18 protein-coding genes are annotated in these 23,290 nt (G+C 50.5%); 3 read left to right on the forward strand and 15 right to left on the reverse strand.

Translation table 11 applies throughout. The features are described 5' to 3' along the window. Window positions 1-233: 233 nt before the first annotated feature. The 13 genes from AC1DWB_RS25930 to AC1DWB_RS25990 all read right to left on the reverse strand — a co-directional run bounded on the left by AC1DWB_RS25930 (window position 234) and on the right by AC1DWB_RS25990 (window position 18,350). Window positions 234-1,244 (reverse strand): Gfo/Idh/MocA family protein, encoded by a 1,011-nt coding sequence (locus tag AC1DWB_RS25930; RefSeq protein ID WP_477543988.1) that lies wholly within the window; start codon window positions 1,242-1,244, stop codon window positions 234-236. Between the two features lie 23 nt (window positions 1,245-1,267). Continuing rightward, window positions 1,268-2,275 carry a Gfo/Idh/MocA family protein gene (locus tag AC1DWB_RS25935; RefSeq protein WP_477543989.1) on the reverse strand — a complete coding sequence of 336 codons (1,008 nt, stop codon included), beginning with the start codon at window positions 2,273-2,275 and terminating at the stop codon, window positions 1,268-1,270. A gap of 45 nt (window positions 2,276-2,320) precedes the next feature. After that, window positions 2,321-3,244 (reverse strand): carbohydrate ABC transporter permease, encoded by a 924-nt coding sequence (locus AC1DWB_RS25940; RefSeq protein ID WP_477543990.1) that lies wholly within the window; start codon window positions 3,242-3,244, stop codon window positions 2,321-2,323. An 8-nt stretch (window positions 3,245-3,252) separates the two neighbouring features. Further along, window positions 3,253-4,152, reverse strand: coding sequence for a carbohydrate ABC transporter permease (locus AC1DWB_RS25945; protein ID WP_477543991.1), 900 nt, complete (start codon window positions 4,150-4,152; stop codon window positions 3,253-3,255). A 1-nt stretch (window position 4,153) separates the two neighbouring features. Further along, window positions 4,154-6,373 carry a DUF5696 domain-containing protein gene (locus tag AC1DWB_RS25950; RefSeq protein WP_477543992.1) on the reverse strand — a complete coding sequence of 740 codons (2,220 nt, stop codon included), beginning with the start codon at window positions 6,371-6,373 and terminating at the stop codon, window positions 4,154-4,156. Beyond that, window positions 6,366-7,100, reverse strand: a complete 735-nt coding sequence (locus AC1DWB_RS25955; protein ID WP_477543993.1) for a Yip1 family protein — start codon at window positions 7,098-7,100, stop codon at window positions 6,366-6,368. Before AC1DWB_RS25955 ends, AC1DWB_RS25950 begins: the two co-directional genes overlap by 8 nt. Next, the gene (locus tag AC1DWB_RS25960) at window positions 7,075-8,511 is read right to left on the reverse strand and encodes an SMP-30/gluconolactonase/LRE family protein (RefSeq protein WP_477543994.1); all 1,437 of its coding nucleotides are present in this window, start codon (window positions 8,509-8,511) and stop codon (window positions 7,075-7,077) included. Before AC1DWB_RS25960 ends, AC1DWB_RS25955 begins: the two co-directional genes overlap by 26 nt. A 24-nt stretch (window positions 8,512-8,535) precedes the next feature. Continuing rightward, entirely contained in the window at window positions 8,536-9,435 is a 900-nt protein-coding gene (locus AC1DWB_RS25965) for a carbohydrate ABC transporter permease (protein ID WP_477543995.1), read from the reverse strand. 1 nt (window position 9,436) lies between these two features. Next, window positions 9,437-10,417 carry a carbohydrate ABC transporter permease gene (locus AC1DWB_RS25970; RefSeq protein WP_477543996.1) on the reverse strand — a complete coding sequence of 327 codons (981 nt, stop codon included), beginning with the start codon at window positions 10,415-10,417 and terminating at the stop codon, window positions 9,437-9,439. After that, entirely contained in the window at window positions 10,414-13,404 is a 2,991-nt protein-coding gene (locus tag AC1DWB_RS25975) for an extracellular solute-binding protein (protein ID WP_477543997.1), read from the reverse strand. The genes AC1DWB_RS25970 and AC1DWB_RS25975 overlap by 4 nt, the downstream gene beginning before the upstream one ends. A 23-nt stretch (window positions 13,405-13,427) precedes the next feature. After that, complete coding sequence (locus AC1DWB_RS25980; RefSeq protein ID WP_477543998.1) at window positions 13,428-14,552, reverse strand: ABC transporter ATP-binding protein; 1,125 nt, start codon at window positions 14,550-14,552, stop codon at window positions 13,428-13,430. Between the two features lie 25 nt (window positions 14,553-14,577). Then, complete coding sequence (locus tag AC1DWB_RS25985) at window positions 14,578-16,917, reverse strand: glycosyl hydrolase family 28-related protein (RefSeq protein WP_477543999.1); 2,340 nt, start codon at window positions 16,915-16,917, stop codon at window positions 14,578-14,580. 68 nt (window positions 16,918-16,985) lie between these two features. Continuing rightward, window positions 16,986-18,350: an extracellular solute-binding protein gene (locus AC1DWB_RS25990; protein WP_477544000.1), complete on the reverse strand. Its 1,365-nt coding sequence runs from the start codon at window positions 18,348-18,350 to the stop codon at window positions 16,986-16,988. Window positions 18,351-19,016: 666 nt separating this feature from the next. On the opposite strand from AC1DWB_RS25990, the gene AC1DWB_RS25995 reads away from it, so the two are divergent. After that, the gene (locus AC1DWB_RS25995) at window positions 19,017-19,352 is read left to right on the forward strand and encodes a PadR family transcriptional regulator (RefSeq protein ID WP_477544001.1); all 336 of its coding nucleotides are present in this window, start codon (window positions 19,017-19,019) and stop codon (window positions 19,350-19,352) included. Then, window positions 19,349-20,680 carry an FtsW/RodA/SpoVE family cell cycle protein gene (locus AC1DWB_RS26000; protein ID WP_477544002.1) on the forward strand — a complete coding sequence of 444 codons (1,332 nt, stop codon included), beginning with the start codon at window positions 19,349-19,351 and terminating at the stop codon, window positions 20,678-20,680. Before AC1DWB_RS25995 ends, AC1DWB_RS26000 begins: the two co-directional genes overlap by 4 nt. A gap of 216 nt (window positions 20,681-20,896) precedes the next feature. On the opposite strand, the gene AC1DWB_RS26005 is transcribed toward AC1DWB_RS26000, so the two are convergent. Beyond that, the gene (locus AC1DWB_RS26005) at window positions 20,897-21,775 is read right to left on the reverse strand and encodes an AraC family transcriptional regulator (RefSeq protein ID WP_477544003.1); all 879 of its coding nucleotides are present in this window, start codon (window positions 21,773-21,775) and stop codon (window positions 20,897-20,899) included. Window positions 21,776-21,919: 144 nt separating this feature from the next. On the opposite strand from AC1DWB_RS26005, the gene AC1DWB_RS26010 reads away from it, so the two are divergent. After that, window positions 21,920-22,693, forward strand: a complete 774-nt coding sequence (locus AC1DWB_RS26010; protein WP_477544004.1) for a phytanoyl-CoA dioxygenase family protein — start codon at window positions 21,920-21,922, stop codon at window positions 22,691-22,693. Window positions 22,694-22,811: 118 nt separating this feature from the next. Here the strand turns inward: AC1DWB_RS26010 and AC1DWB_RS26015 are convergent. After that, window positions 22,812-23,290, reverse strand: a 479-nt coding sequence (locus AC1DWB_RS26015) for a GNAT family N-acetyltransferase (RefSeq protein ID WP_477544005.1), incomplete at its 5' end; no start/stop codon positions are given.

Consider the following 23,290-nt stretch of genomic DNA (forward strand, 5'->3'; position numbering starts at 1 on the left):
GCGTGTGGGGAGGGAGTGAACAGGAGGTTCCACCCGCTGTTGAAATCGATTCCTTTGATTGAAATGTTGTCGTGGTTAGGAATCGGTTTCAAAGGCGGACGCTTCGCTTCTCCACTCTCCTGCTCACTCCCTTTTTGTTCTTCTTTCCTTCAAGGAGTTACCTTTGTCCGTACGCTCCGCGTCCGGTTTTTCCGAGTGGAATCTTCTGATGCCGGTCCCAAGACCCTCAGAGATTAGAAGCAAAGCTCCCTGCGGCTTCTTTGCGACTCATACGTGCCCAGAATAATTTCCAGCGAGTGTCTGCCATCCTCACCAGTAACGATTGGGGGACGCCCCTCCAGCACAGCAAGCGCCATGTCACGGATTTGGATGCAATGCCCGTCCGGCACGACTTGAAACGGAGGGAAAACCGGGATTTCCACTTCTTCTCCCAAGATGTCCAGCTGGGTGATTTCGTCGCCTGTTAGGACGATTGTCCCTTTATCCCCGTGAAGAACAATTCGGTGATCCGGTTGACGATAGGCTGTTGTTGTGGCTTCGATCGAGCCCAACGCTCCACTCTTGAATTGCAAAGCCGTTACAGCGGTATCCTCCACCTCGATATCCCGGAGCACGCTGCGGGAAAACCCCTTCAAGGACTCCACCGGTCCAGCCAGCCATTGCAGCAAATCAATTGTGTGAATGCCCTGATTCATCATCGCCCCGCCGCCGTCCATCGCCCAAGTGCCTCTCCAACCCGCACTGTCGTAATAAGCCTGGTCGCGATAAAACTTCACATATCCCGAACAAAGGCTCAGCTTCCCTAGCCGACTTTCTTCGAGAAGCTGTTTCACGAATCGCGACGCAGGCGACATCCTCCGCGGGAAGATCGTCGCCAGCTTCACGTTATGAAGCTCGCACGCTTCGATCATCCGATCGACGTCTTCGAGCCGGATGGCCATCGGCTTCTCACAGATGATATGCTTGCCGGCCTGTGCGGCTTCAACCGTTTGATCAGCATGCATGCCGCTTGGTGTACATAGGCAGACGACGTCAATATCGGTCTGATCCAGAAGCTCCGCATAACTCGTGTAAGCACGGACGCCGTATTTGTGTGCATATTCTGCCGCCCGTTCGGCGTTGGCATCGCATACGGCGACCAGCTCCGCCTCAAACGCGTCTTCGATGCCCTTGAAGTGACTGAAGGAGATGCCGCCACAGCCGACGACGGCAAATCTTACTTTCGTTTGTTCAGTTGTTGTCATAGCGTTCCCTCGCTTCATTTGGTTTAAAGTGTAAGTGTGTTAATTGCTTCAGCTTTCTCATCTGCCTCCACAGCTGCCTTGCTTGCTTCCAAGATGTCTCTATGTGCAATCAAGCAAGGCTGATCCTCCATCCGGCTCAGAAAATCTTCTGTAATCGTAACCGGAGACGGCTCTAATACCGCCCGTCCAAATGCCGTTTCATTCGTAACCCTGAATAGCAGCTCCTCTTGTGCGACTGCCGGATCACCAGTCAGTCGCAATTCGGCACATCCGGCCGTTCCAGAGACGAACACTCGGCAGTCCCCCCAGGTCCAGCTCTTGTCTGGCGTATGCCAGTCTGTATACAGCTGGGYCAGGACACCCCCATCCATCAGAACCTGCGCGCATGCGGTATCGAAGAAAGTCGGATGCTCCGGTATTATAGTCTTGCTCATCATGCTGTCGATGCGGCGAATCTCTTGTCCGGTCAGCCAGCGCAGCAGATCAAAATCATGGATGAACAAGTCCTGAATGAGACCGCCATTGTGCGCTTTGGAGAAGTGCCAGTCATGCCGTTGACCGGGGGATAGCCGATGCGGCTTGCGCATCGTGATCGAGATGAGACGGCCCAGCTCCCCCGCTTCGACCATCCGCTTCAATGTGACGACAGCCGGCCGGAACCGCTCAGTAAGTAGAACTCCAATTTGAATGCGACCGCGACTCATGACCGCTTCCAACCGGTTCAACTGGTCCCGGTTCGTCACAATAGGTTTGTCGAGCATGATCGACTTGTCATGCTTCTCACACAGTTCTATAATGTCAATTTTGTGATTGTTAACGGTCGAAGAACCGATTAGGTCAACATCAGGACGGAGCAACGCTTCCAAATCCCCCAGCAGAGGGATCCCGTACTGATTCGAGAGCCTCCTGGCGAGTGTCTGTTCATCCGGCTCATAAATACCCATGCACGTATGACCAAGCGACAACATCTCGTTGATGAATGTTGTAATATGTCCATGCTGACAACCGATAATTCCGAATTTGTAGCTCATTTGTACGTCCTCTCCCTGACTATTGAAAAATCCACTCTACTCTCTCTACTCTACCAATCCTGTTCGTTCCACGCCTTCTACGAACCATCGCTGAGCCACCATGTAGATGACTAGCGGCGGCAGAATGATAAGAAAGCTTGCAGCCATCCGGACCGTCTCATTCAAATCGAACCCCATCTCACCGTCCCCATACAGGCCGGTCAACACTTTATCCAACCGGAACAGGCTGAGAGACAGCGGTAAGTTGTTGCCATTCAAGACTAATCCGGAAATGAATGTTTCATTCCAATGCCACACAAACGAGAAAAGATAGACTACGACAATCGCCGGTTTGGCGAGCGGGATCATGACCCTTAGAAACACTCGGAACAACCCGGCGCCGTCGATAAGAGCAGCATCCTCCAGCTCCCGCGGGAGCGTCAGAAAAAACTGCCGGAAAATGATGACGAACAACGCTCCTCTAAGCCCATGGCCCAGCATCGCAGGGCCGATGATGGCTAGCGGCGAGCCGAGCAGATCCAAGTTCCGAAACATCACATAAAGTGGAATAATGAGCGTCTGCGGCGGGATCAGGAAGCTGAAGATCAATACGCCGAACAGAAAATTGCGGCCTGGGAACTTGATTCTGGCGAACGCATACCCCGTCAACGAACAGAAGACAACTTGCCCGACTGCAGAGGACAAGGAGATGATCAAGCTGTTGCTGAGCGCTGTCGGAAACTTCAGTCCTTCCCATGCGACTCGCAAATTGTCCCACTCTATGGAAGTCGGTACCCAACGGACGGTCGGGTCAAGCAAATCCGCTGTACTCTTGAACATCGTCGAGATCATATACAGGAACGGGTTCAAATACATAAGCGCAATATCGATCAGCATCAGGTAAATGATGATTAGCACAAGCAAGCCTTTGCGCTCCCGGTCTCCCAGCAGCAGCGTGCGAAGCTTGTGGAGCCATGACTTGACAGTCATACGTTCTCCTACCTTTCTCCCCCGTAATGGATCAACCGCCGTGACAGACCAAGAACAGCAAGCAGAATCGCGAACACCATCAGGAAATAGATCCAGCCTTGCGCGGCGGCGTAACCGTAACCGAGCGTGGGATTGCTCATATTCGTCACGATCATGTTCAGAACCGGATTCAGAAGCGGCACCGTGAACAAGTCGACAATCGTATAAATCACGTTCAGCAAGATGAATGGGGTAAGCGCTGGCAGCGTGATTTTCCAAAAAATTTCCCAAGGCGTCGCTCCGTCGATCAACGAAGCTTCATAGACAGAAGACCCGATCGTCTGAAGCCCAGCCAAATAGATCAGGATTTGAACCCCCGAGTACCATAAAATCACGACGAACAAGTTCAGCACCGTCATGATCGGGTCAGCCCAGATCTTCGGAATATTCGCCGCGACGAATCCGGCTATATCATAGTTGGCCAGCATGTCCAGGCTGCCTGCTTTTTCATTGAATATCTCCGCAAGTACTTGCCCTGTACTGAAGATGACCGGAAGGAAGAAGATGGCCCGGAACGCCATCCGCCCTGGAAACTTCAAGTTCAGAATGACCGCTACGAACAAAGAGAACATGACGATGATCGGAATGACCAGCACGGAGTTTTTCAGAATGCCGAGTAACCCCGTTACAAATGTGTTGTCCGATAAGAAAGCATACGAATAATTTTGCAGCCCCTTGAATTCGAATTTCATGCCCGTTCCCGTGAACCGGACCTTCTGCATGCTCATATAGAGCGAATAGCCCAGAGGATACAGAACGAACAGCCCGAGCCCGACGAGCCATGGAATGAGAAACAAATAGCCGGAAAGCGCATGCTGTGTTTCGATCGATAAGCGTGACTTTTTGCGCCGCCATTGGAAGCCTGCCATGCTAACGCCTCCCTTCGACGACAGTGAAGTCTTTCGGTTTGATAATAACGCTGCCGTTCGTATACGGGGTGTCCCGGTAGTTGACCCACACGGAAACGCCGTTCTCGTAGCGGGTTTCCATGATATCTTTGGCTATTTCCCGATGCCCCGTAATGTACTGGTCCTGCACACGCCCCAGAGCTGAGTTCCAACTGCGATAATCCGCAGCGACCGTACTTTTCCACTCTTCATACTGGCTGCTGAACAACGAGCTCCCTGCCGTATCCTTAAGCACGATCGGATTCTCGTACGTAAGCATATAGTCCAACCCTGAACCGTACTCAATCGCTTTCAGCAGTCCTGTACGGTCTCGCATATTCCCCGGCGCATCGGAATACGTGACCATTCCGTGTAAAGCGATCGGATAGAAAGGCACGCTCTTGGTCGCCACCATATCGTAGCTCGCATCCATTGGCATGTTGGCAATATGGTCGGCTGCACCGAGCACATACGCGTTGCCGAAGCCAACCCGGGTCGAAGCAAAGGCATTCTTCGACAATCCCAACAGTTGACGGTATTCGCTGCTCGATTGTTGACGAGTGACTAGATGGCTCGATCGAAAATCGGAAAATAAGAAATGACCAATGCCGTCAAACTTCAGCCCGTCTATTCCAATTCGCTTGTAATCTTCCAAGTCCGACTGAAACAGCTTGAGTGAAACGTCGGAAGGGTTCACATACTGCTTCTCGCTTCTGTATGTATCGATAAACGAACGGTTGTTGATGCTGCGCAAGGCGTCCCGCGAAGGCACGAACCGGTCATTCAGCCTGGACGTCGTATAATCGGATTGCAGGAATACCCGATCTCCTCTGGCATGAGCCTCTTCGATTGTGYGAGTCAGGCCTTCTGTGCCGCCAAGCTTCTTCTCGGCAGGGAGAACGGCTGGTACCCTGCTCTGATCTCCTCCCTCGGACCAACCGGTCCAAGTGACATCGATCTTGCCGATTCCGGCCTCATGCAAGTTTTGAACCACCTGCCGCCCCTGCTCGAATGTCGTCGCGGTCACAAAATGCGGGCGGAACAGCCCCTTTTCCTCCGCTCCCCCGTATAAGGACAGTTGCAGTGGCAACTCGGTGCCGGGAGCCCGCTTCGTCAGTTTGTATTTATCCTGCAAGTACCCGCGGTAAGCACCGGCCATTCCTACATAGTTCGCGTCAGCACCGGTTTGGAAATAATAGCGAATGCGGCGGTCTTCCATGCGGAGCGACTTCTCCGCCGTCTTATAGCCCGCTCCGAGCTTGCTCGTCTGTCGGAAATACTGATGGCGGTATACGAATTGGGGCGAGATCCAGTGAAAGGCGGTATACAAACCAGAAGGGGTAGCATTGACTCTCGCAGTTGTATCGCCCTCCTCTATGACGGCTAAGTAGCCGTTCCCGTTATACGCCATTCCGAATGCGGGAAATGGAGAATCGTAAGTACGTGCGGCTTGATCGGAAATCGTAATATCCGAGCCGTACAAATTAGCCGTAACCCGATACAAGAGCTGGTTCGGTTCATCCATCGGAATAACCGCCCCCATCTCCAGCGGTACGAGCATTTGACCTTCGCGGACATCCTGTTTCTTGACTGCTCCGAAGAAAGGAAACGTCCATAACGACACCAGCTGTTTGCCGGCCGTTTCCTGAATTCGCTCCGCAGGGATGCGAATATCCAGGTATCCGTTAGTCAGTGATACGGTAACGGCAAAGCGGATCCCTTGCGTCTRCAGGTCGAATTCTATAGTTGCTCCACCTGCTGTCGGCTGTATCGATGTCTTCGTCTTCGCGTCCTCCAAATTTACGGTGTTGAGCGTCAATCCGGTGTTGCGTTTGGACACATCCACGACGTCCGCTAGAAACGGGGATTGAAGATGGTTCCGCCATAACCCTTTCGGTTCGGATTCGAGTGCCGTCGGACTTGGCAGACTGTTCCACTCGCTGCCGTTAGCAAGGTTACGGATGCGTATATGTCCGGCCTCATTGATCCATAGCTGGAGTTGACCGCTGTCCCCATACTTCCGGTAACTGTCCATGTTGTACGTAACGGCGCGAATGTCGCCCGGGTTAATGACAGCTGCGCTGCGGGCTTCGGTTCCGACGGACCCGCCGACGTGCAGGCCGTTCCAAGCCGAACGCACCACCAAGCCGATTAGGATGGCCGCAGCTAACACGAGCAGTCCGGTAATGATGCGCCTAACCACGATACGACACCTCCCTTACGATTTGAATGATGAAGTCATAGACTTGGAACGACAGTCCGGCGAATATCAAGATCAGTACCCAGATCCCGATCATCAACAGCAAGGACACTACAATGTTCCAAGCCGTCTCGAATAGCTCGTAATTGTGGATTTCCTTAACCTGAATGTAAAATAGACTAAGCATCCAAGCCATCATCACCCACTGACCGGTATCCACCAGCACCTTCTCGCTAAGAGTCAATACATTCGTTAAGAGAGCAAGCGGCAAAGAAATAACGATAAACGGCATCAGAGCAAATGAACTCCCGATGAAAACCTCCGACAATTTCCCCTGTCCACGCATAATCGAGCTGATCAAGTAATTCGCGAACACCCACGTGATCCAGGGCAGCAAATATTGGAACAGCAGCGATACCGGATTGAGACGAACCGTGTCCGTGGGGTCGAAGATATAAGCGGTCGTAAGCTTCGTAAGAAGCAGGATGATGTAAGCCGCGAGCAGCAGCACAACCGATGCAGCCATTCCGCCTCTTCCAATGGAACGAATGCTGGCAAACACGTCAAAAGGATGCTTGAGTGTGCRGAACGCCTCTTTGCAATAAAAGCCAACGTCCTTCACATATTCCAGTCCATCCATGAGAAAAATTCTGAACCGCTCCGATATCGGGTCAAGATGCATGCCTTCTTCAGGGGAAGACTTTCTAGGCGACAATTTCCATAGCGTCATTGCGCTTCCTCCTGTAACCCGATTTTCTCCATTTCCATAAGATCCAGAGGACGGCAGCCGCAATGGCGCCAATCCATACTACGGTCGTAAAATGCTTCTGCATCCAGATAAGCCTCACTTGCCAGTAGGCGTCGGAGTAGCCTTGTACATCCCCCGCTTCGCGGAACTCTGCCATCGCATCCTTCCAGCGCCCTTGCTTGTATAACGCTTTCGCCAGACCTAGATGCGCCCGGGAAACTTTGCTGTTCAGATGCAGCACTTCCTGCCATGGCTTCACGCTGGCGTCATATTCGCCTTGAATGTACAACTCCATCGCCTGATGGAACACATCTCCGAATGGGGTCGGCTTGAACAACTGAACGATATTACTGTTACGGTCCAATACCGCTAAAGTCCCTTTGGAGTTCACGGCAATGGCCGCTGGATACATGAACAACCCTAGCTTTTGAAACCCCTCGTTCTTATAGGCAAAACCAAACATCAGTTCCCCTAAGGAATTGTATTGATAAATCGTACCAAACTGTGCGTCAATCGCGGTCATGTTGCCTTTGACGTCTACCGCAATGTCTGTAAATTGGTTTTGCTGTCCTTGTTTCAACCGTGTAGTTCCGTACATTTTCTCCCCTAGCAAATCCTTCCCATCGAAGTTTAGCTTCTTGATCTGTCCTTTCGTCACGGAGATGGAAGTGGTATAGAGAAAGGTGTCCGGACCAAGTGTTACGTTGGAAACGGTACCTGGAAGCTTAAGAAGTTCTTTCTGCATTTGTTCTTTGGTGAAGAATAACCGCTTCAAAGAATCCGTGACCTTGAACTCAACACGGTTCGCACCATAAAAGCCTTCGAATTGGCCCGTCGGATCGATCAACAGCAGTCCCTGGTATCCGTTGCGGGTAGCTACATACAGAAATCCTCGCTCGTCCACAGCGACCTTGGTAGGCTGGAACAAGAAGCTCTCCGGCAAAAGCGGTGTAACCGGTCGTTTATATGATTTCATGTACTCCCCTTTGTCGTTAAACACCGCGATTCTGCCATTCTTCGTATCCGCCACGTATAGGGTGCCATCCCGCAAGACGAACACACCGTTCGGCTCATTCAGCTTGCCTTCGCCTTGTTTGAAATCGATCACGCTCTGCAGCCGGTACTGCTCATCGAAATGCAGAATGCGATTATTGCCGGTATCGGCAATGTACAGATGGTCTCGGGCATCAATAAATAGATCTTCAGGCGTTTTCATATCGCTGAGCATGAAGGAATCCGGCAAGTATGCGGGCTGCGATTCATAGCCCTTCCCGGCCGTGTCATAGATGAACGTTTGGTAAGGCACTTCCGCCCGACTTACAGAAGGAACCAGCCCTAAGCATAGGACGAGGCTCATACTGAGCGCCAGACACGATCTCATCAAGCCTTTCATTTGTCAGGTCTCCTTTCCGCGTCGTTATTTGAGACCAGAATGTGCCATTGTGGATATAACTTTACGCTGCACGATGAGGAACAGCACAAAGCTTGGAATAAACATGAGCAGGGCCGCTGCTGCCGCGACTCCCTGTCGGGCCACGTTGTTCGCCAATCCGCTTGTAAGCGTATTGACGTAGAACGGCAGTGTCTTCAACGTCTCGTCCTCCACGTAGAGCGAGGAGGTTTCCAAGTTGCCCCATACCGATTGGAAGATCAGAATGGTGGCTGTCGCTATAGCCGGCATACAGAGCGGCACGATGATGGCATAAAAGATTTTCAACTCGTTGGCGCCTTCCATCCGGGCCGCTTCCATCAGTTCGTCCGGCAACAGGTCGATGAATTGTTTGAATAAGAACACGATAACCGGCAGCGCCAAGACAGGTAATATGTGCGCCCAGTACGTATTGATGATGCCCAGCTTGCTAATCACGAAATAACGCGGAATTTGTACCGTCTCCGGGGCAAACATAAGCGAGACGATAATGATCGAGAACAGCCATTTTTTCCCGCGAAATTGATGCTTGGACAACGAATAGGCGCATAGTGCACTAATCAGCGTTCCTAGCAGAATGGCGATTCCGGATACGAGCACGCCGTTAAAGATATAACGGGTAACCGGGACGAGAGACGACTTCGTGACGACCAGCAGGTCGTAGAAATTGTCTAAAGTCGGCTGCTTCGCGAGAAACGTGGGCGGATACAGAAACAGCTCGTGATACGGCTTCAAGGCGTTATTGAACAAATAAACCATCGGCAAGAGCATGAATGCGGCCAGTAACGTGATCAGGACGGTCAATACCGCTTGAAACCCGGTCATCCGGTTCAAGCCCCGCCTTCTACCGAACCACTTTCTTCGTTTGACGGCACCTTTGTGCTGCATGTTATTCGTCCTCCTTCGTACCGAACAGCTTCCAGCATAGCTTGCTGGCGATGTAAATAATGAGTAAGAGAACGACGGAAATCGACGAGGCGTATCCCATCTCATAGCGAATGAACCCGTAATCGTCGACATGGTTAATCATCAAGTGACCCGCATAGTTAGGAGACGGGTTCGATCCCGTAAGCTCGACACTGATTGCTCCGGCTTTCAACGTTCCTACAACCGCCATCACCGCGCCGAACAACATTTGCGGCTTCATCGCAGGAATCGTAATATACCAGATCTCCTGCAGTCGGGTCCGAATGCCATCAATACGGGCTGCTTCGTAGAGCGTGCGATCGACATTCTGGATGCCGGCCAGCATCGCGAGAAAGCCGACCCCCATACTTGCCCACAAAGAGACGATAATCATAATCTTCATAATGAATCGCGGATCAGTTGTCCACAATCTCGGCTCATTGAGGTATCCGATATTCAACAGGAAGTTGTTCAAGTATCCGATACGGTCCCCGCTGAAAATAATGAGCCAGACAACTGACATGGCAATCCCTGCCGTCATGGATGGGGCGTACATCGCAAGGGTGTATATGCCTCTGATCCGCTGTGGGAGCTGGGCAATGAGCCAGGCCAGCGCGAACGACAACAGGTAACCAACCGGCCCGACAATGATGGCGAACAGGAACGTGTTGGGAATCGCGTATTGCCAGAACACGAGGTCTTGGGTCAGCAGGACTTGATAATTCGCCAGTCCGATAAACTTCGGTGCTTCAATGGCGTTGAACGATGTGAAAGAAAGTCCGATCGCCGCGATCGTCGGCAGTACAATGAATAACAGGAACAGCAGGAAGAACGGGGCAATGAACGCATAGGACACCCAGTCCCGCCTCAAATCGGCCTTTAAGGCAACTATTCTCTCTGTGAACGTTTGCGAAGGTTTTAGCGTGCCTTTTCGCGTATGAGCGGTAATAACAAGCTTGTTCATGGTGCCCCGACTCCTTCCCAAGGTTGCTTCAGATCCGGCACTTGCAGGGTCCGTAACCTATTCCCGGACTCATCGACAAAACCGAATTCCTTCTGTTTGCGCTTCAGCTCGCTGTCGATTTGGAATATAGCTTTCTCCAAGGATTCCCGGTAATTCTGGTTCTGCAGCACAGTTCGAGTCCAAGCGAATGATAGTTCTCGTGCTGTGAAGTACCCGCCTGGAATATTCGGAATTTCCTTATACCATTTCCATTGATCGAGAATGATTTTGGCCGTTTCTTTGGGCCAAGGCAGCTTCTTGAACGCCTCCACGTTCGCCGTGTTCCAGCGGAACTCCACTCCGTTCAGCATTTCAATTTCATTGCCGAAGCGCGCTTGTATTTCCGTCGAAGTCCACCATTTCAAAAAAGACCAAGCATCGTCTTGCCGCTCCGAAGACTTGAAGATGATCCCCGACGTTAAGCCCCCGCCCGACCAACGAGCGATGGAATTATCCGGCTGGCGGATTCCTGGAAGCGGAGCCATGTTCCACAATCCGGTTAATTCCGGTGCTGCTACGAGCAATTGCATGTAAGTGTTGTAATCGGAAATACCTATCGGTATATCTCCATTGCGGAAGTGCATGTAGAAGCTTGGAACTTCCGTTGGGAAGCCGTATACGCTGAAGAGCTCTGTCCACTGCTTGAACGATTTGAATCCCTCCGCCGTATTCAGCCCCGATTGGGCCCCGTCTGATGTGTAGAAGGAAGCTCCGTTCTGGAAAAAAATCGGGACGTAGTTGAGTTTGTTGTAAAAGAAGTCATACCCTTTTTGCTTCAACGTTGGCAGCATTTTGTACATGTCGTCCCATGTATCCGGAGGCTTTATGCCAAGCAATTGCATAATATCGGTGCGATAAAACATGACGTTCAAGGCTACCGTTTCAGGAAGCGCATATACGCCTCCGTTGTATTGGAATGGCATTAGCGTACCCGGATGAAACCGATTGGCCACTTCCGCATAGTCTTTAAACTGACCCAGGTCAACCAGTGAATTCCGCATCGCAAAATCTGCGGGCATCCCTTCCGTTATCCCAAGCGCCACGTCCGGCTCCCTGCCTGAGGAATTACTCAGGATAAGCTGGTTGGCGTTGGGCATCAGGTTGATGTTCACCTTGATCCCAGTCGTCGCCGTAAATGTCTCGTCTGCAAGCTGCTGCATTACGTTGACGTAATCCCGCCCTCGGTTCACCCAAATGTCGATTGCTTCCGGATCTCGTCGACCGTAATACTTGTAGTTCGGGTTGAACGTTCTTGCGAAATTATTCGCCCAGTCTTTAAGAACAGCCCACTGCCCTGGCGGCTTAACCGGTTGTTCAGGCGATGCCGTAATGAAGATTTGATCGAGCGTCAGCGGTTGACGAGCCAGGCCGTCGGCGAAATTGCTCATCTTCTCAATGTTTTGCGCCCACATTTCCGGCGGTCGCTTCGCGAGCAGATTCGGTTCCTTCGCTATGTCCCGCAAATCCTGGAGGACGGCTCGCAGGCCGTCAGCGCTTTGCATCTCTTGGCCGTATAATGCTTGCAATCCTTCGATCTGCCGCTCCAGTCGGCCGGCAAGGGAGTTCGCTTGCTCGCGGATGTCCGGGATCATCTCGACCAAGTTCCAATCGCGGTTCTTATCGACCATGTTCCGGTTTTTGATGCCGGTTATCTTGCCGATCGTCCGATTCAGCTCCTGGAAATCGTCCATGACCGTCTTGATCGCTTCCCGTGCCATATTCGTGGGTGAAGGCGCGGCTTCCAACGTTAAGGTGTGCTTTCCTTGCTTCAGGTAGATCGCATACGGCTTGCCGTCCTGATCTGACAAAACGTCCACTTTCCACTTGCGGGCGTATGGAAACGCATAGGCGGCCAGCTCGGTAAAAGGCACTTTACCATCTATCCGGATTTGGCGGAACGTATTGACGTCTCTCGTGAAATTTTGCAAATATTTGAAATGAATGTAGTACACCCCGTCTTTAGGTACCTCGAACGACCAGTCGGCCGATTGTCCCCCCCGATTCCAGCGATAGCCCCCCATCAAGTTATACGTAATTTTCCCGTTCGAATGAGGTGAGGCCAAGTTATCGTTGGACGCTTGAATCTGTACGGATGGATCGGATTTCTGCAACATATTCTCAGCTTCAAGTTGTACGACCCAATCTTTCGGTGCCTCGTTCGTTAAGGCTTGATCCCGCTTCCGGATGTCTTCGTAAGAAAGGACGATATCCGGGGCGTACAGTCGGACTTCCGAGAGCGCCAATGGATCCATGACCGATTCGATCCGCAGAACATGCTTCCCTTTCGTCAGGGGCCAGCGGAGGGGTCCGTCCTCTATGTAATTCGGGTCCATCAGCGGTCGGTCGGTCCACTGCGAGATTTCTGTCTGGGAAGGACGAATTTGATCGCCGTTTTCATTCGTCTTGGGTGGAAACGGTTCGTCCTTCCAACTGCGAAACAGTTGAATGCTTCTTGCCTCAGCAAACGGATACTCGCCGTCCAATCGAACTCCGATCTGAATCGGGCTGAAAGAGCCCTTAAGGGGCATATAACTCAACGCTATCGCATACAATCCGTCGCTAGGTACATCAATGGAATATTCAACCCACGACTGATCTTTTTCCAATTGAATAATGGACGCTTTCCCCTGCACTGCGGCCACATTCAGCACCGCATCTTGGGATAGAGAGGAATAGCGGCTTGCCGGAATGACTACCAGGCTCATTCCTTGTGTCGGTATCCCCTTCTCCAGCCAGGTCAGTCTTTTCTGGGAGTATAAGGAATCGTACTTTTCCGTAAGCCGCTGCGGTTTTAGCAATTCCGCCTTCGCAAGGCTGGCGGTCTTGCCGCTAGTAGCAAATGTGACTGCCCCCGTCCACACGAGCCAAATCACGATCCCCAACAGGAACGGAAGCCAAACTACTTTACGAGTCCAGCGTCGTGAAATGAATAAATGATGTCTGTTCATCGGTACATCCCTTTCGTGATCGGTCAAGCTATCGTTTCCTGCGTATCATGATTGAAGAACAGCATATAATCGGCATTCAAAGCTAACTGATGCGTCGTTCCCTCGGGATACCGATCGTAAGCAGGTGCCCGCATGACGACTTTATCTTCGCCAACCTTCATATGAATATAGCGGTCAGCCCCCACCAGTTCGGAGAAATGAACAGTTCCTCGCATATAATAGGCTTCCATGTCCACTTCTTCGGAAGTGGTTTCCGTATTGTGTACGCAAATGTATTCAGGCCGAATGCCCAATACAACCGTTTTGTTCATATACCCCTTGTTCAGCAGATCAGCACTCTTCTCCGGCGAGATTGGCAACGCACAACGGGCTGTATGAAAATACAAGTTTTCCTTCCCAGGCATCAGTCTTCCTTCGATAAAGTTAATAGGCGGGGAGCCAATGAAGTTCGCTACGAACATATTGGACGGAGTCAAATAAATATCTTCCGGCGTTCCGACCTGCTGGATGAGTCCGTCCTTCATGACGCAAATACGCGAGCCCATCGTCATCGCTTCCGTCTGATCGTGCGTGACGTAAATCATCGTAGTCTCCAGACGGCGATGCAGCTCGATAATTTCCGAGCGCATCTGCACCCGTAGTCTCGCATCCAGATTGGACAATGGTTCATCCATCAGAAACACCTGCGGATGCCTTACAATGGCGCGTCCTAACGCAACGCGCTGCCGTTGACCTCCGGATAACTGGCGGGGGCGGCGTTCGAGCAGATGCTCGATTTCGAGCGTCCGTGCATTTGATTTGACGGATGTATCGATCGTATGCTTCTCCATCTTCCGCAGACGCAAACCGAACGCCATATTCTCGAACACCGACATATTCGGGTACAAGGCGTAATTCTGGAACACCATGGCAATGTCCCGCTTTTTGGGCGGGACGTTGTTCACCATTTCGGTTCCGATATAAATCTCACCTTCAGTGACTCGTTCGAGACCTGCCACCATCCGGAGCGTTGTCGATTTCCCGCAGCCGGACGGGCCCACAAACACCATGAATTCGCCATCCGTAATATCCAGGCTCACATCCTTCACCACATACGGACCATTCTTGCTGTAGCTTTTATATAGGTGACGAAGCGATACTCCTGCCATGTCGTCCTAGCTCCTTCTCTATGAATTAGACCGATACGATTCCGAAGTCACGCATCGCCTGTTTCAACCGGTTCATCTCCGCTTCCAACTGCTCCAGCGTCGATCCCGTTGTGTCACCAATCGCCGGAAGTCGTCCTACTTGTCCGAAGGGTTCGTATACCGGCGGCGAATAAGTTACTGCACTCGCAAGCGGAACGTCCGTCGCTAAGGCTGCATTTACACGCAGCTCTGTTCCGGCGATCCGATTAATACGGCGAAGCTGATTACCCGTCTGAATGCGAATCCATTGGCCGACTTTCAGTTTCGAGGCATCATTAACCGTAACTTTGGACGTCCCGACCTTACCTGTAGCGGTGACACCGACTAACGCCCCGAACGTTCCACCGTTCAGAATCTTATAGCCTACCGGCGTTTTACCCGGTGTAAGACTTCCGTTTGTGACGATTACCAATGCTCCCGGCTGATAAGTTGTACCGCTCTCTAAGGCCGGATCATCGAAATATCGGTCCGAGAATTTCATGAATTTATCCGGTGCATCCGTTCGAACGGTGCTGCTTAGATCCAGCCATAACCCGCCTTGCTTAGAGGTGATCAGATTATCCGTCACTTCCACGTCTGTGAACGTCCCGTCCGCAGTATTCAAGCGAATCGAGTACAAGCATAGAGCGGTATCGTACGTATCAGTGATCATGTTGCCCGCAATCTTAACCCCCACCACTGTGGAACGTAGCAGAATAGCTGCTTTGTAAGCCTCGTTAGCGGAAGGGTAATGCGCGGCATTGACTATGATGTTTCCTATGATCTGGATATTCGACATCGTACCGACTTTGCGCGTATTGCCGATATGAATGGCGGTTATAGGCGCGTTCTTAATGATGTTGTTGCTGATCACAATGTTTTTGACGTCCGTCTCTCTCACGAATCCAATTCCATAGCAGAACCCTTCGAGCAAATTGTCACGTTTCGTGAATTCTTCCTCGCAATGAATCGTGTTGCCGCTAATCGTTATGTTCTCGAATGAGCCGGTAAATGTAACCGGTAATCCGCCTGGATATGCTCCGATCCCGACCATCATGTTGCGCTTCGCCTTGGCGTTATTCAAGCTGATTGTATTACCCGTGACCGTCACATTTTTCAATGCAAACTCTTTATAAGGCCAAAATTGGATCGCATGCACCGCATTCGTGAACGTGTTGCCGGTTACGGTAATGTCGGAATGATCCCCGCTCTTATCGCTGGATTGAATATGTACACCGGTCACATATCCGTCCGAAATATTGCCCGAAACGACGCTTTGGCCGGTATGCGTTTCAATCGCACCCATCGCTTTCTCGTCTGATGCGGCGAAGAAACGGTTATTCGTGACCGTGTGGTAACGTCCGTTCAAATAAACAGCGGAGTTGTCGTAACCATCCACGCCCTTCGTATGCACGAAGTTGAACGAGCAGTTGTTGACCGCGGCATGGCTGGATGAAGGGTTATTCAGTACAACTGTATTCCAGCCGCAGATCGGATCGAACATACAGTCTTCGACCAGAATATTCTCGTAATCGAACAATCCGATGCAATATTGCGTCCAGTAAAACGTATCATTACGGTTCGGATCGATGTTGCAGGTCCGGTTGCCCTGTGGATTCTGATCGAACCGGAGTCCCCGGATCGAGACGTTACGCACCTTCGGCCATGTTTGGAAATTGCCGATAATGGTCCAATAGTCGCCGGCGTCCTCCTTAACCTTAATGACGGAGCTTGCGCCTTCCCCTAACAAATTGACGTTGTCCTTCGGAACAATGCGCCTCGTCTGCAACGAAGGAGAGACGATATACGTTCCTTTCGGGAAAAAGACGGTGCCTCCGCCTTTCGTGTATACGGCATCGATCGCCGACTGGATGAAATCCATGTCGTCTTGCAAGCCGTCACCCTTGGCGCCGAACCATTTGACGCTGTAGTGGTCGCCGGTCACAATCCGTTTGAATCTGCCTCCGGATACCGACACCAGCACAAGCCCTGTATTATCGACAGAAACGGTGTCGCTCGGATCGTATCGGAAATCACCCTCCTGCCCTGGATCGGTTACGAAGTAGATCAGATCCGCATCCAGCTTGGTCATAGCACGCAACCCAGCGATTGTAACCGGAATGCAATAATCCATAGCGGATAACTGACTCAGTTTTCTCTTCCCTTTATCTTTGTCTTCGTCTTTTTCCTTGTCCTTGTCGTAAACCGCTTCAGTGACAGAACCTTTCCCGTTGACCACGCCGAGAGTAGAACCGTACATGACAGCTGCAGCACCTGCCATGCCTAGCGATGCCAGTAGTTTTCTTCTGCTGATCATTTTAGGAATATCGTGATGTGAATCGGACATTACTAACACACCCTTCCTGAAATGAGAAGGCCAGGGGCACATGCTCGCATATGCCCTAGGCTCTCTGTTTATTTTTTAACTTTGGTTTTGTAGAACTCGTCGATTTTCGATTGAAGGTCTTTATTCACAAAATCCATCATTTCTTTAGCCGTAATCTTGCCAGCCATCATATCAGGGAACAGCTTTTTGTATTCCACATCGTATGGAACTGGAAATTGCGGGATGTATTTGGTTGCTTGATCGGCGATATCAAGGAACACTTTCAGATTCGGATCGCTGGCACCTTTGTCTTTCAGGAATTTGGTATCCTTCTTAGGAGTTAGTAAGCCCAGCCGGTTGTACAGTGATGCTGCACCTTCCTCCGAATAAGTCATCCATTTGATGAATTCCCATGCCGCTTCCTTGTCTTTGCCGCCTGTCAGGATCGCCAGGTTACTGCCGCCGTTCCATAAGCTGGCCTGAGGAGCCGGGACTACGGTCAAATCCAAATCAGGCTTCGCTTTTTTGAAAGTAACCAAATTATCTGAAGTAATGACCATCATCGCCTGCTTCTCAGCTACGAACGGATGGGTGCCTTTCGGCAGCGCCGCCTTCATTTTCGTCAACGCATCCTGATTCACCGTATCTTTATTGAAGCGAGCCATCCACTCCAGCGCTTCGACAATTTTCGGATCGTTGAACGTTGCCTTCCGCGTTTCCGGGTTATAGAACGTTTTCGGATCGGCGCCATTCAAGTAAGCGACGAAGAACAACCCGGACAAGTTTCCGTAGTAAAACAGCGGATTTTCACCCGACATTTCGAGCTCGCCATTTTTCATAACCCAGAACTTTTTGAATAACTCATCCGTATCCTTCAGCCCTTGCAGCTTAGGGATCGATTTCTCGCCGTACTGATTCATAATCTTATTGTTGTAAGCCATCGCATAAGTCGGATTCAAGTACATCGGAATGCCGTATTGACCATTTTCGAATTTCGGTATTTCATAGACCGCTTTATTGAACAACTCCGGCTTGAAATCCGCTTCTTTCTTTATGAACGGGGTCAAGTCCTCTATCAGTCCGTCCATAATATAGCTGACTTCCAGACGGTTAAAGGTCGCAATAGTCGGTACGTTCCCGGCCGCGATCATTGGCTCGAGTGGACCAAGCTGGGTCCTTACGTTGATATTCGGGTAGGTCTTATTGAAGTCGGCGATCATATTCTTGATTTCCGCCTCCGGCCAAGTAGTTATCGCGTACTGCCACAAAATATCACCTTTGATAGAGGCCGGGTCCACCTTCTTCTGCGCAATCGGATTGTCGCTAGGCTTCGGGCTTGACTCCCCGCTTGGTGTAGTGTTCGATCCGCCTCCGCATGCACTGACAACGATGGCCAGCAGCATGACGCTGACGAAACTCCAAATCCATGATTTCCTCACTCTATTGTTGATCATATGCAAGCTCCTTTTTCGTTTTGATGTGTTGCCCCCACTTATCTGACAGGACAATGAATAGGTTTCGCGAATTGTTGGCCGCTTGTGATTTCACCTCCTACAATTGCTGAGCTTTATTTGATAACGCTATCATAACTTGGATTTTCGATGAAAGCTTTGTACGATCTCTCGATCTTTTTGCATTCCGGTTTATACAATCATTCGGTTTTTTTGTACTGATAAACCCGGCCATGGCCGGGTCCTTGGTGGTAGAGTTAAGTTGTGTGCGCGCGGAGGGCAGGCAGAGGGGTTCCGACCGCTGTTGAAATCTTGTGCTCTGGATTGAAATTGGTTTCGGGTAGCACAAGATTTCAAAGGCGAACGCTGACGCTTCTCCACTCCCTCTGCCTGCCCTCTCTTGTTCTTCTTTCGAATAGGGAGTTACGTCTTCCAACCCCTCTACGTTCACTTCCACGGGTCTTACATCTTCAATCCTGTACTCGTATACATGAACCCCTTTGTAGTATTCCAGGTGCATCTCGTTCAAATCGATTGCAAGTCGAGAAACCTCCCGTTCCACTCAAACTAACTAGTTGCAATTTGGAGGGATAATCTGGTATAGTCCTATACATAGATATACGATGCATATATTCCCGATGCATAAGATGCAAAAAGGTGGATGATCATATGAGTATTAACAAGGAACTCATGAAAGGCAGCACGGTTATCCTGATTCTTAGTCTGCTCGATCACAAAGCGATGTACGGCTATGAGATTGCCAAGGAAATCGAGCGACTGTCCAACGGGCTTTTCTCGATGAAAGAAGGTACGCTCTACCCCATACTGCACGGGTTGGAGTCGGAACACGAGGTGGAGACGTATTGGAGCGAATCCGAAGGCCGGAAGCGGAAGTATTATGTGATAACGGAGCAAGGCCGACGGAAGCTCGGGCAGAAGAAAGAGGAATGGTCCCTGTTCAGCACAACAGTGAACCGCGTGATCGGGGAGGGCAACGGATCATGAAACAATTAGACAAACCACCTCTTCTCAACGATTATGTGCACAATGTATGTGCACAGGTTAGAGCCATAGAGATGCACCGGGACRTTCGAGACGAAATAAGCTGCCACGTAGAGGAATTAGCAGATGAACTGATGACCGAATCACCCGATATGGATCGCGAGGACGCCATCCGTGCAGCGGTGAAGATGATGGGCGATCCGGTTGAGGTCGGCACTCGATTGGACAGGGTTCACCGACCGAAGACCGATTGGGGCCTTGTGGTGTTACTGGCCGCCGTACTTGGCATCGCTCTCCTCGTGATGTACTCGGCAGATCAATCGCTCCGTGTACGTTCAAGTGTGTATCCGTTCCACTTATTTGAGAAGAAAGCCATTTACTTCGGCATCGGACTGTTGTTCCTGTTCGGCTTGCGCTTGTTCGATTATCGCAAGCTGCTGCGGTATTCCAATGTTGTGTACGGGTGTATGCTTGCACTTATGCTGCTATCCCTATTAATCGGAATTGAAGTTAATGGTGCAAATCGTTACTTGAGGGTATCCTCCTTCGTGATTGACGTAATGAGCTTGAGTCCCTTCGTGCTGATCGTCGCGCTATGCGGCATCTTGACGCGTCGTAATCTTAACGGCGATTGGCGCAAGCAATGGGCGGTCTATGTGTTACCTCCCCTGCCGCTCTACACGCTCGTGCCTGACTTGTTGCTTATGTTACTTTATGGCCTAACTGCCTTCATCCTGTTCGCTCTTGTTCACAAATCTTGGTCATTCCGCATCTGTATTCCGCTCCTTCATCTAGGCGCAATGTTGCTGCTGATCATGAATAAAACTTATTTGCATGACCGATTAAGTGCGTATCTAGACCCGTACAGCGATCCGCAAGGAGCTGGTTATATGATTGTTCAATCCTTGAAGGTGATTCGCGAAGCCGGTTGGCTGGGACATGGAATCGGTTCCTTCAACATAACACTGCCTAATATTTACTCCGACATGGCCTTCGCTTATATTATCTTCGCCTTGGGCTGGCTCGGCGGAATCGTAGTAGCTTGGGTGGTAGCGATGTTCTTGCTTCGAATTGCTAATTCCGCCAAGATCGTATCTGAGCCGTTCGGCAAGATGATCCTGCACGGGCTGGGCACATTAATCGGATTGAAGTTCCTGTGGTCCATCGCCATGACGCTCGGCTGGCTGCCCATGGTATCCGTACAACTGCCGTTCATCGGTTTCGGTGGATTAAGCACAATTGTGGATATGGCGGTAGTCGGGGGGATGATGAGCGTATATCGGCGTAAGGATATGAATCGTAAATTAAGCCGTAAGGAATCAATCGTGTAGGTTTGCTAGAGCTAGCGGATTTCTCCGTCTAGCTCTTCGTCTTTCAGCAGGAAATACCCTATTCAATATTTCACCATTCCTGCGCCTAGACGTATACAAGTCACTCGAACGGAAAACACCAGTGTCGGGCAGCCTTCGGTTGCAGCTCAGCCAGGCCATAGTGGCGAATTGCTGCAAACCATTGTACCCGATCCTGAGAATTTGTTTATCTACCTGTTACTCCTTATGATGTACATCTTCACGGTAACGCGCAGGGGTGGATTGCATCAGAGTATGGAAAGTCCTTGTAAAATAATGAACCGATCCAAACCCTGTCAGCTCAGCAATTTCTTTAATGGAGAGCTCGGAATGCCGAAGCAGTTCCCCGGCCTGCCGAATGCGCTGTTGCCTGACATATGCCGTGAATGACTCTAAAATATGATCAGAGAATAGCCGTGAGAGCTGACGAGGGGAAATGTTAATATGTGCAGCGACCTTGCCAAGCGACATTTCATCATCGGACAGGTTATCCACGATATACAGCTTAGCTTGCTTCAGAAGTGCGGAGGAGCTTCTCCGAGGAATAGGGCTGATCGAGGTGCTCATCTTGCTGAATATAGCCGCTAGCGAATGTATAAGCACTCCGGCAAGCACTGGAATAACCTGTTCAGGCAGATTGCTTTGATGATCGGTCCTTCTCAGAAGTGACCGCCACATCTGAGCCGCTGGAGATTGTTCGACATCATAAAGGCAGACTGTTTCCGTATCGGCTAAGGCTTGAAAAGTGGAAACTGCCTGTTCCGAACTGCTCTGCTCATCCAGCTCGAAGGCAACGTAGAGCAGCTGAAGTCCTCTCTCTGATTGAATACGATGTATAATACCTGGCCGGGAGCAAAAGAGAGTATGCGCAGATAATACATATTCCTTTCCATGGTCCAGGTACAATCCCTCACCGCCAAGTACATAGCAAATTTCGAAGAAAGAATGCTTATGGATCGGATTGGAGAAATGACATTCTTCTACCCCCCAATAATGAACAGTAAAGACAGCACCTTGCGATTTCAACCGCAGTGCAAATTGATTTAACCACCTGCTGCTTTCTACCCACTGATACATCGCTTCAGCCCCTTGGTTGTTGAGAACATAAAATGATGGCGTGAAAAGACAAAAGAATGACCTGCTCCGATAAAGACTCGAATCACGCGATAGGTCTATAATCAAGCCATTGGAACAACAACTCTTCATACTGGAGGATCTATCATGATTAAAGCACAGGATGTTGATTTCTACAACGAACAAGGTTATCTGCTAGTTAAAGGGGTATTCAATCATGATGAGGTTGAAGAGATGCGCGGAGCTGTGGAAAGAATTATCGACCGTGCAGCCAAAGTGAATCAAGATCGCAATCATCAGTGGCAGGGTGACTATCTTCCGGCTGAGGAATTGAAGAAGCTGGTGCTCAAAGGCTTTCACGACATTCATTATCATGACGCCTCATTCATGAGAGCCGTTATTCATCCGAAGATGACAGAAGTGCTTTCCCAGATCATTGGACCGAACGTACAGCTGCATCATTCCAAAATGCTAGTGAAGCCGCCGGAGAACGGCGGAGCGTTCCCCATGCATCAGGATGCTCCATATTTTCCGCATGAGCAGCATACGATGCTTGCAGCGAGCGTTCACCTTGATGATGCAGACCTGGATAACGGCTGTCTACATGTAATTCCGGGCTCACACAAGCAGGGCAGTCTGCCCCATGTGGGCAGACATTACCTTAATGCGAAGGAGTACCCGGTTTCCATGGGAACTCCATGTGTCGCGGAAGCAGGCGACGTCCTGTTCTTTAACTACCTGACTATACATGGATCACCGGTCAACCGCAGTAAGCGGACACGCCGCAACGTTCTATTCCAGTATCGCAGTGCAACCGATTTCCCAACAAATAAAGAACATTTCGACTGGGGAATGGGACTTATGGTATGCGGTGAGAATCCGAATTTCGATCGTGTTAAGCCGGATTATAAGATTCTTTAGCTTTTCATTCCAAACTAGGCTGGTATTCCGGGTTATCGGAATCACCAGCCTACTTTAGTTGGAATCGACTCGTAGTCTCTGAGGACAAGGCAATTCCAGAGTTATCTGTTCCCTTACCTTATAGGCCTTGACCACACACGAACTTCTGTACCGGACCGTCCCAATCCTCTTGGCTAATTTCTTCATACAGTCCGTTCGTGTACGCTCCGATCACACTACGCCAGAATGCGTGCGAGGGTTCATTCGACTGTACTTGCCGAACCGTCCACTCCCCCTGGAACCGATCGAATAGCTCTTCAGCGGCTCTACGTCCCACCCCGCTCCGCCGGTATTTGCGCATCACGAAGAATTCCGCCATGAAATAGGTATGCGGCTTCTCTCCCTCTTCGAAGCCTCTTACTAAAGCCAGTCCGGCAATCTGACCGTCTACCCGCAGCAGGAACGGGTATCTGCCTTCTTCCGTCCAGTAATGATCCAAATATTTGTATTCGTAGAACCCATACTCATTGATATCATCTGGAAGGTAGTCGGTAAAATCATATTTGTACAACGACAGCAGCTGTCTCAATACAGATTTCTGTTCAAACTGTACAAGCT

Source organism: Paenibacillus sp. P4_E11 (assembly GCF_056401635.1).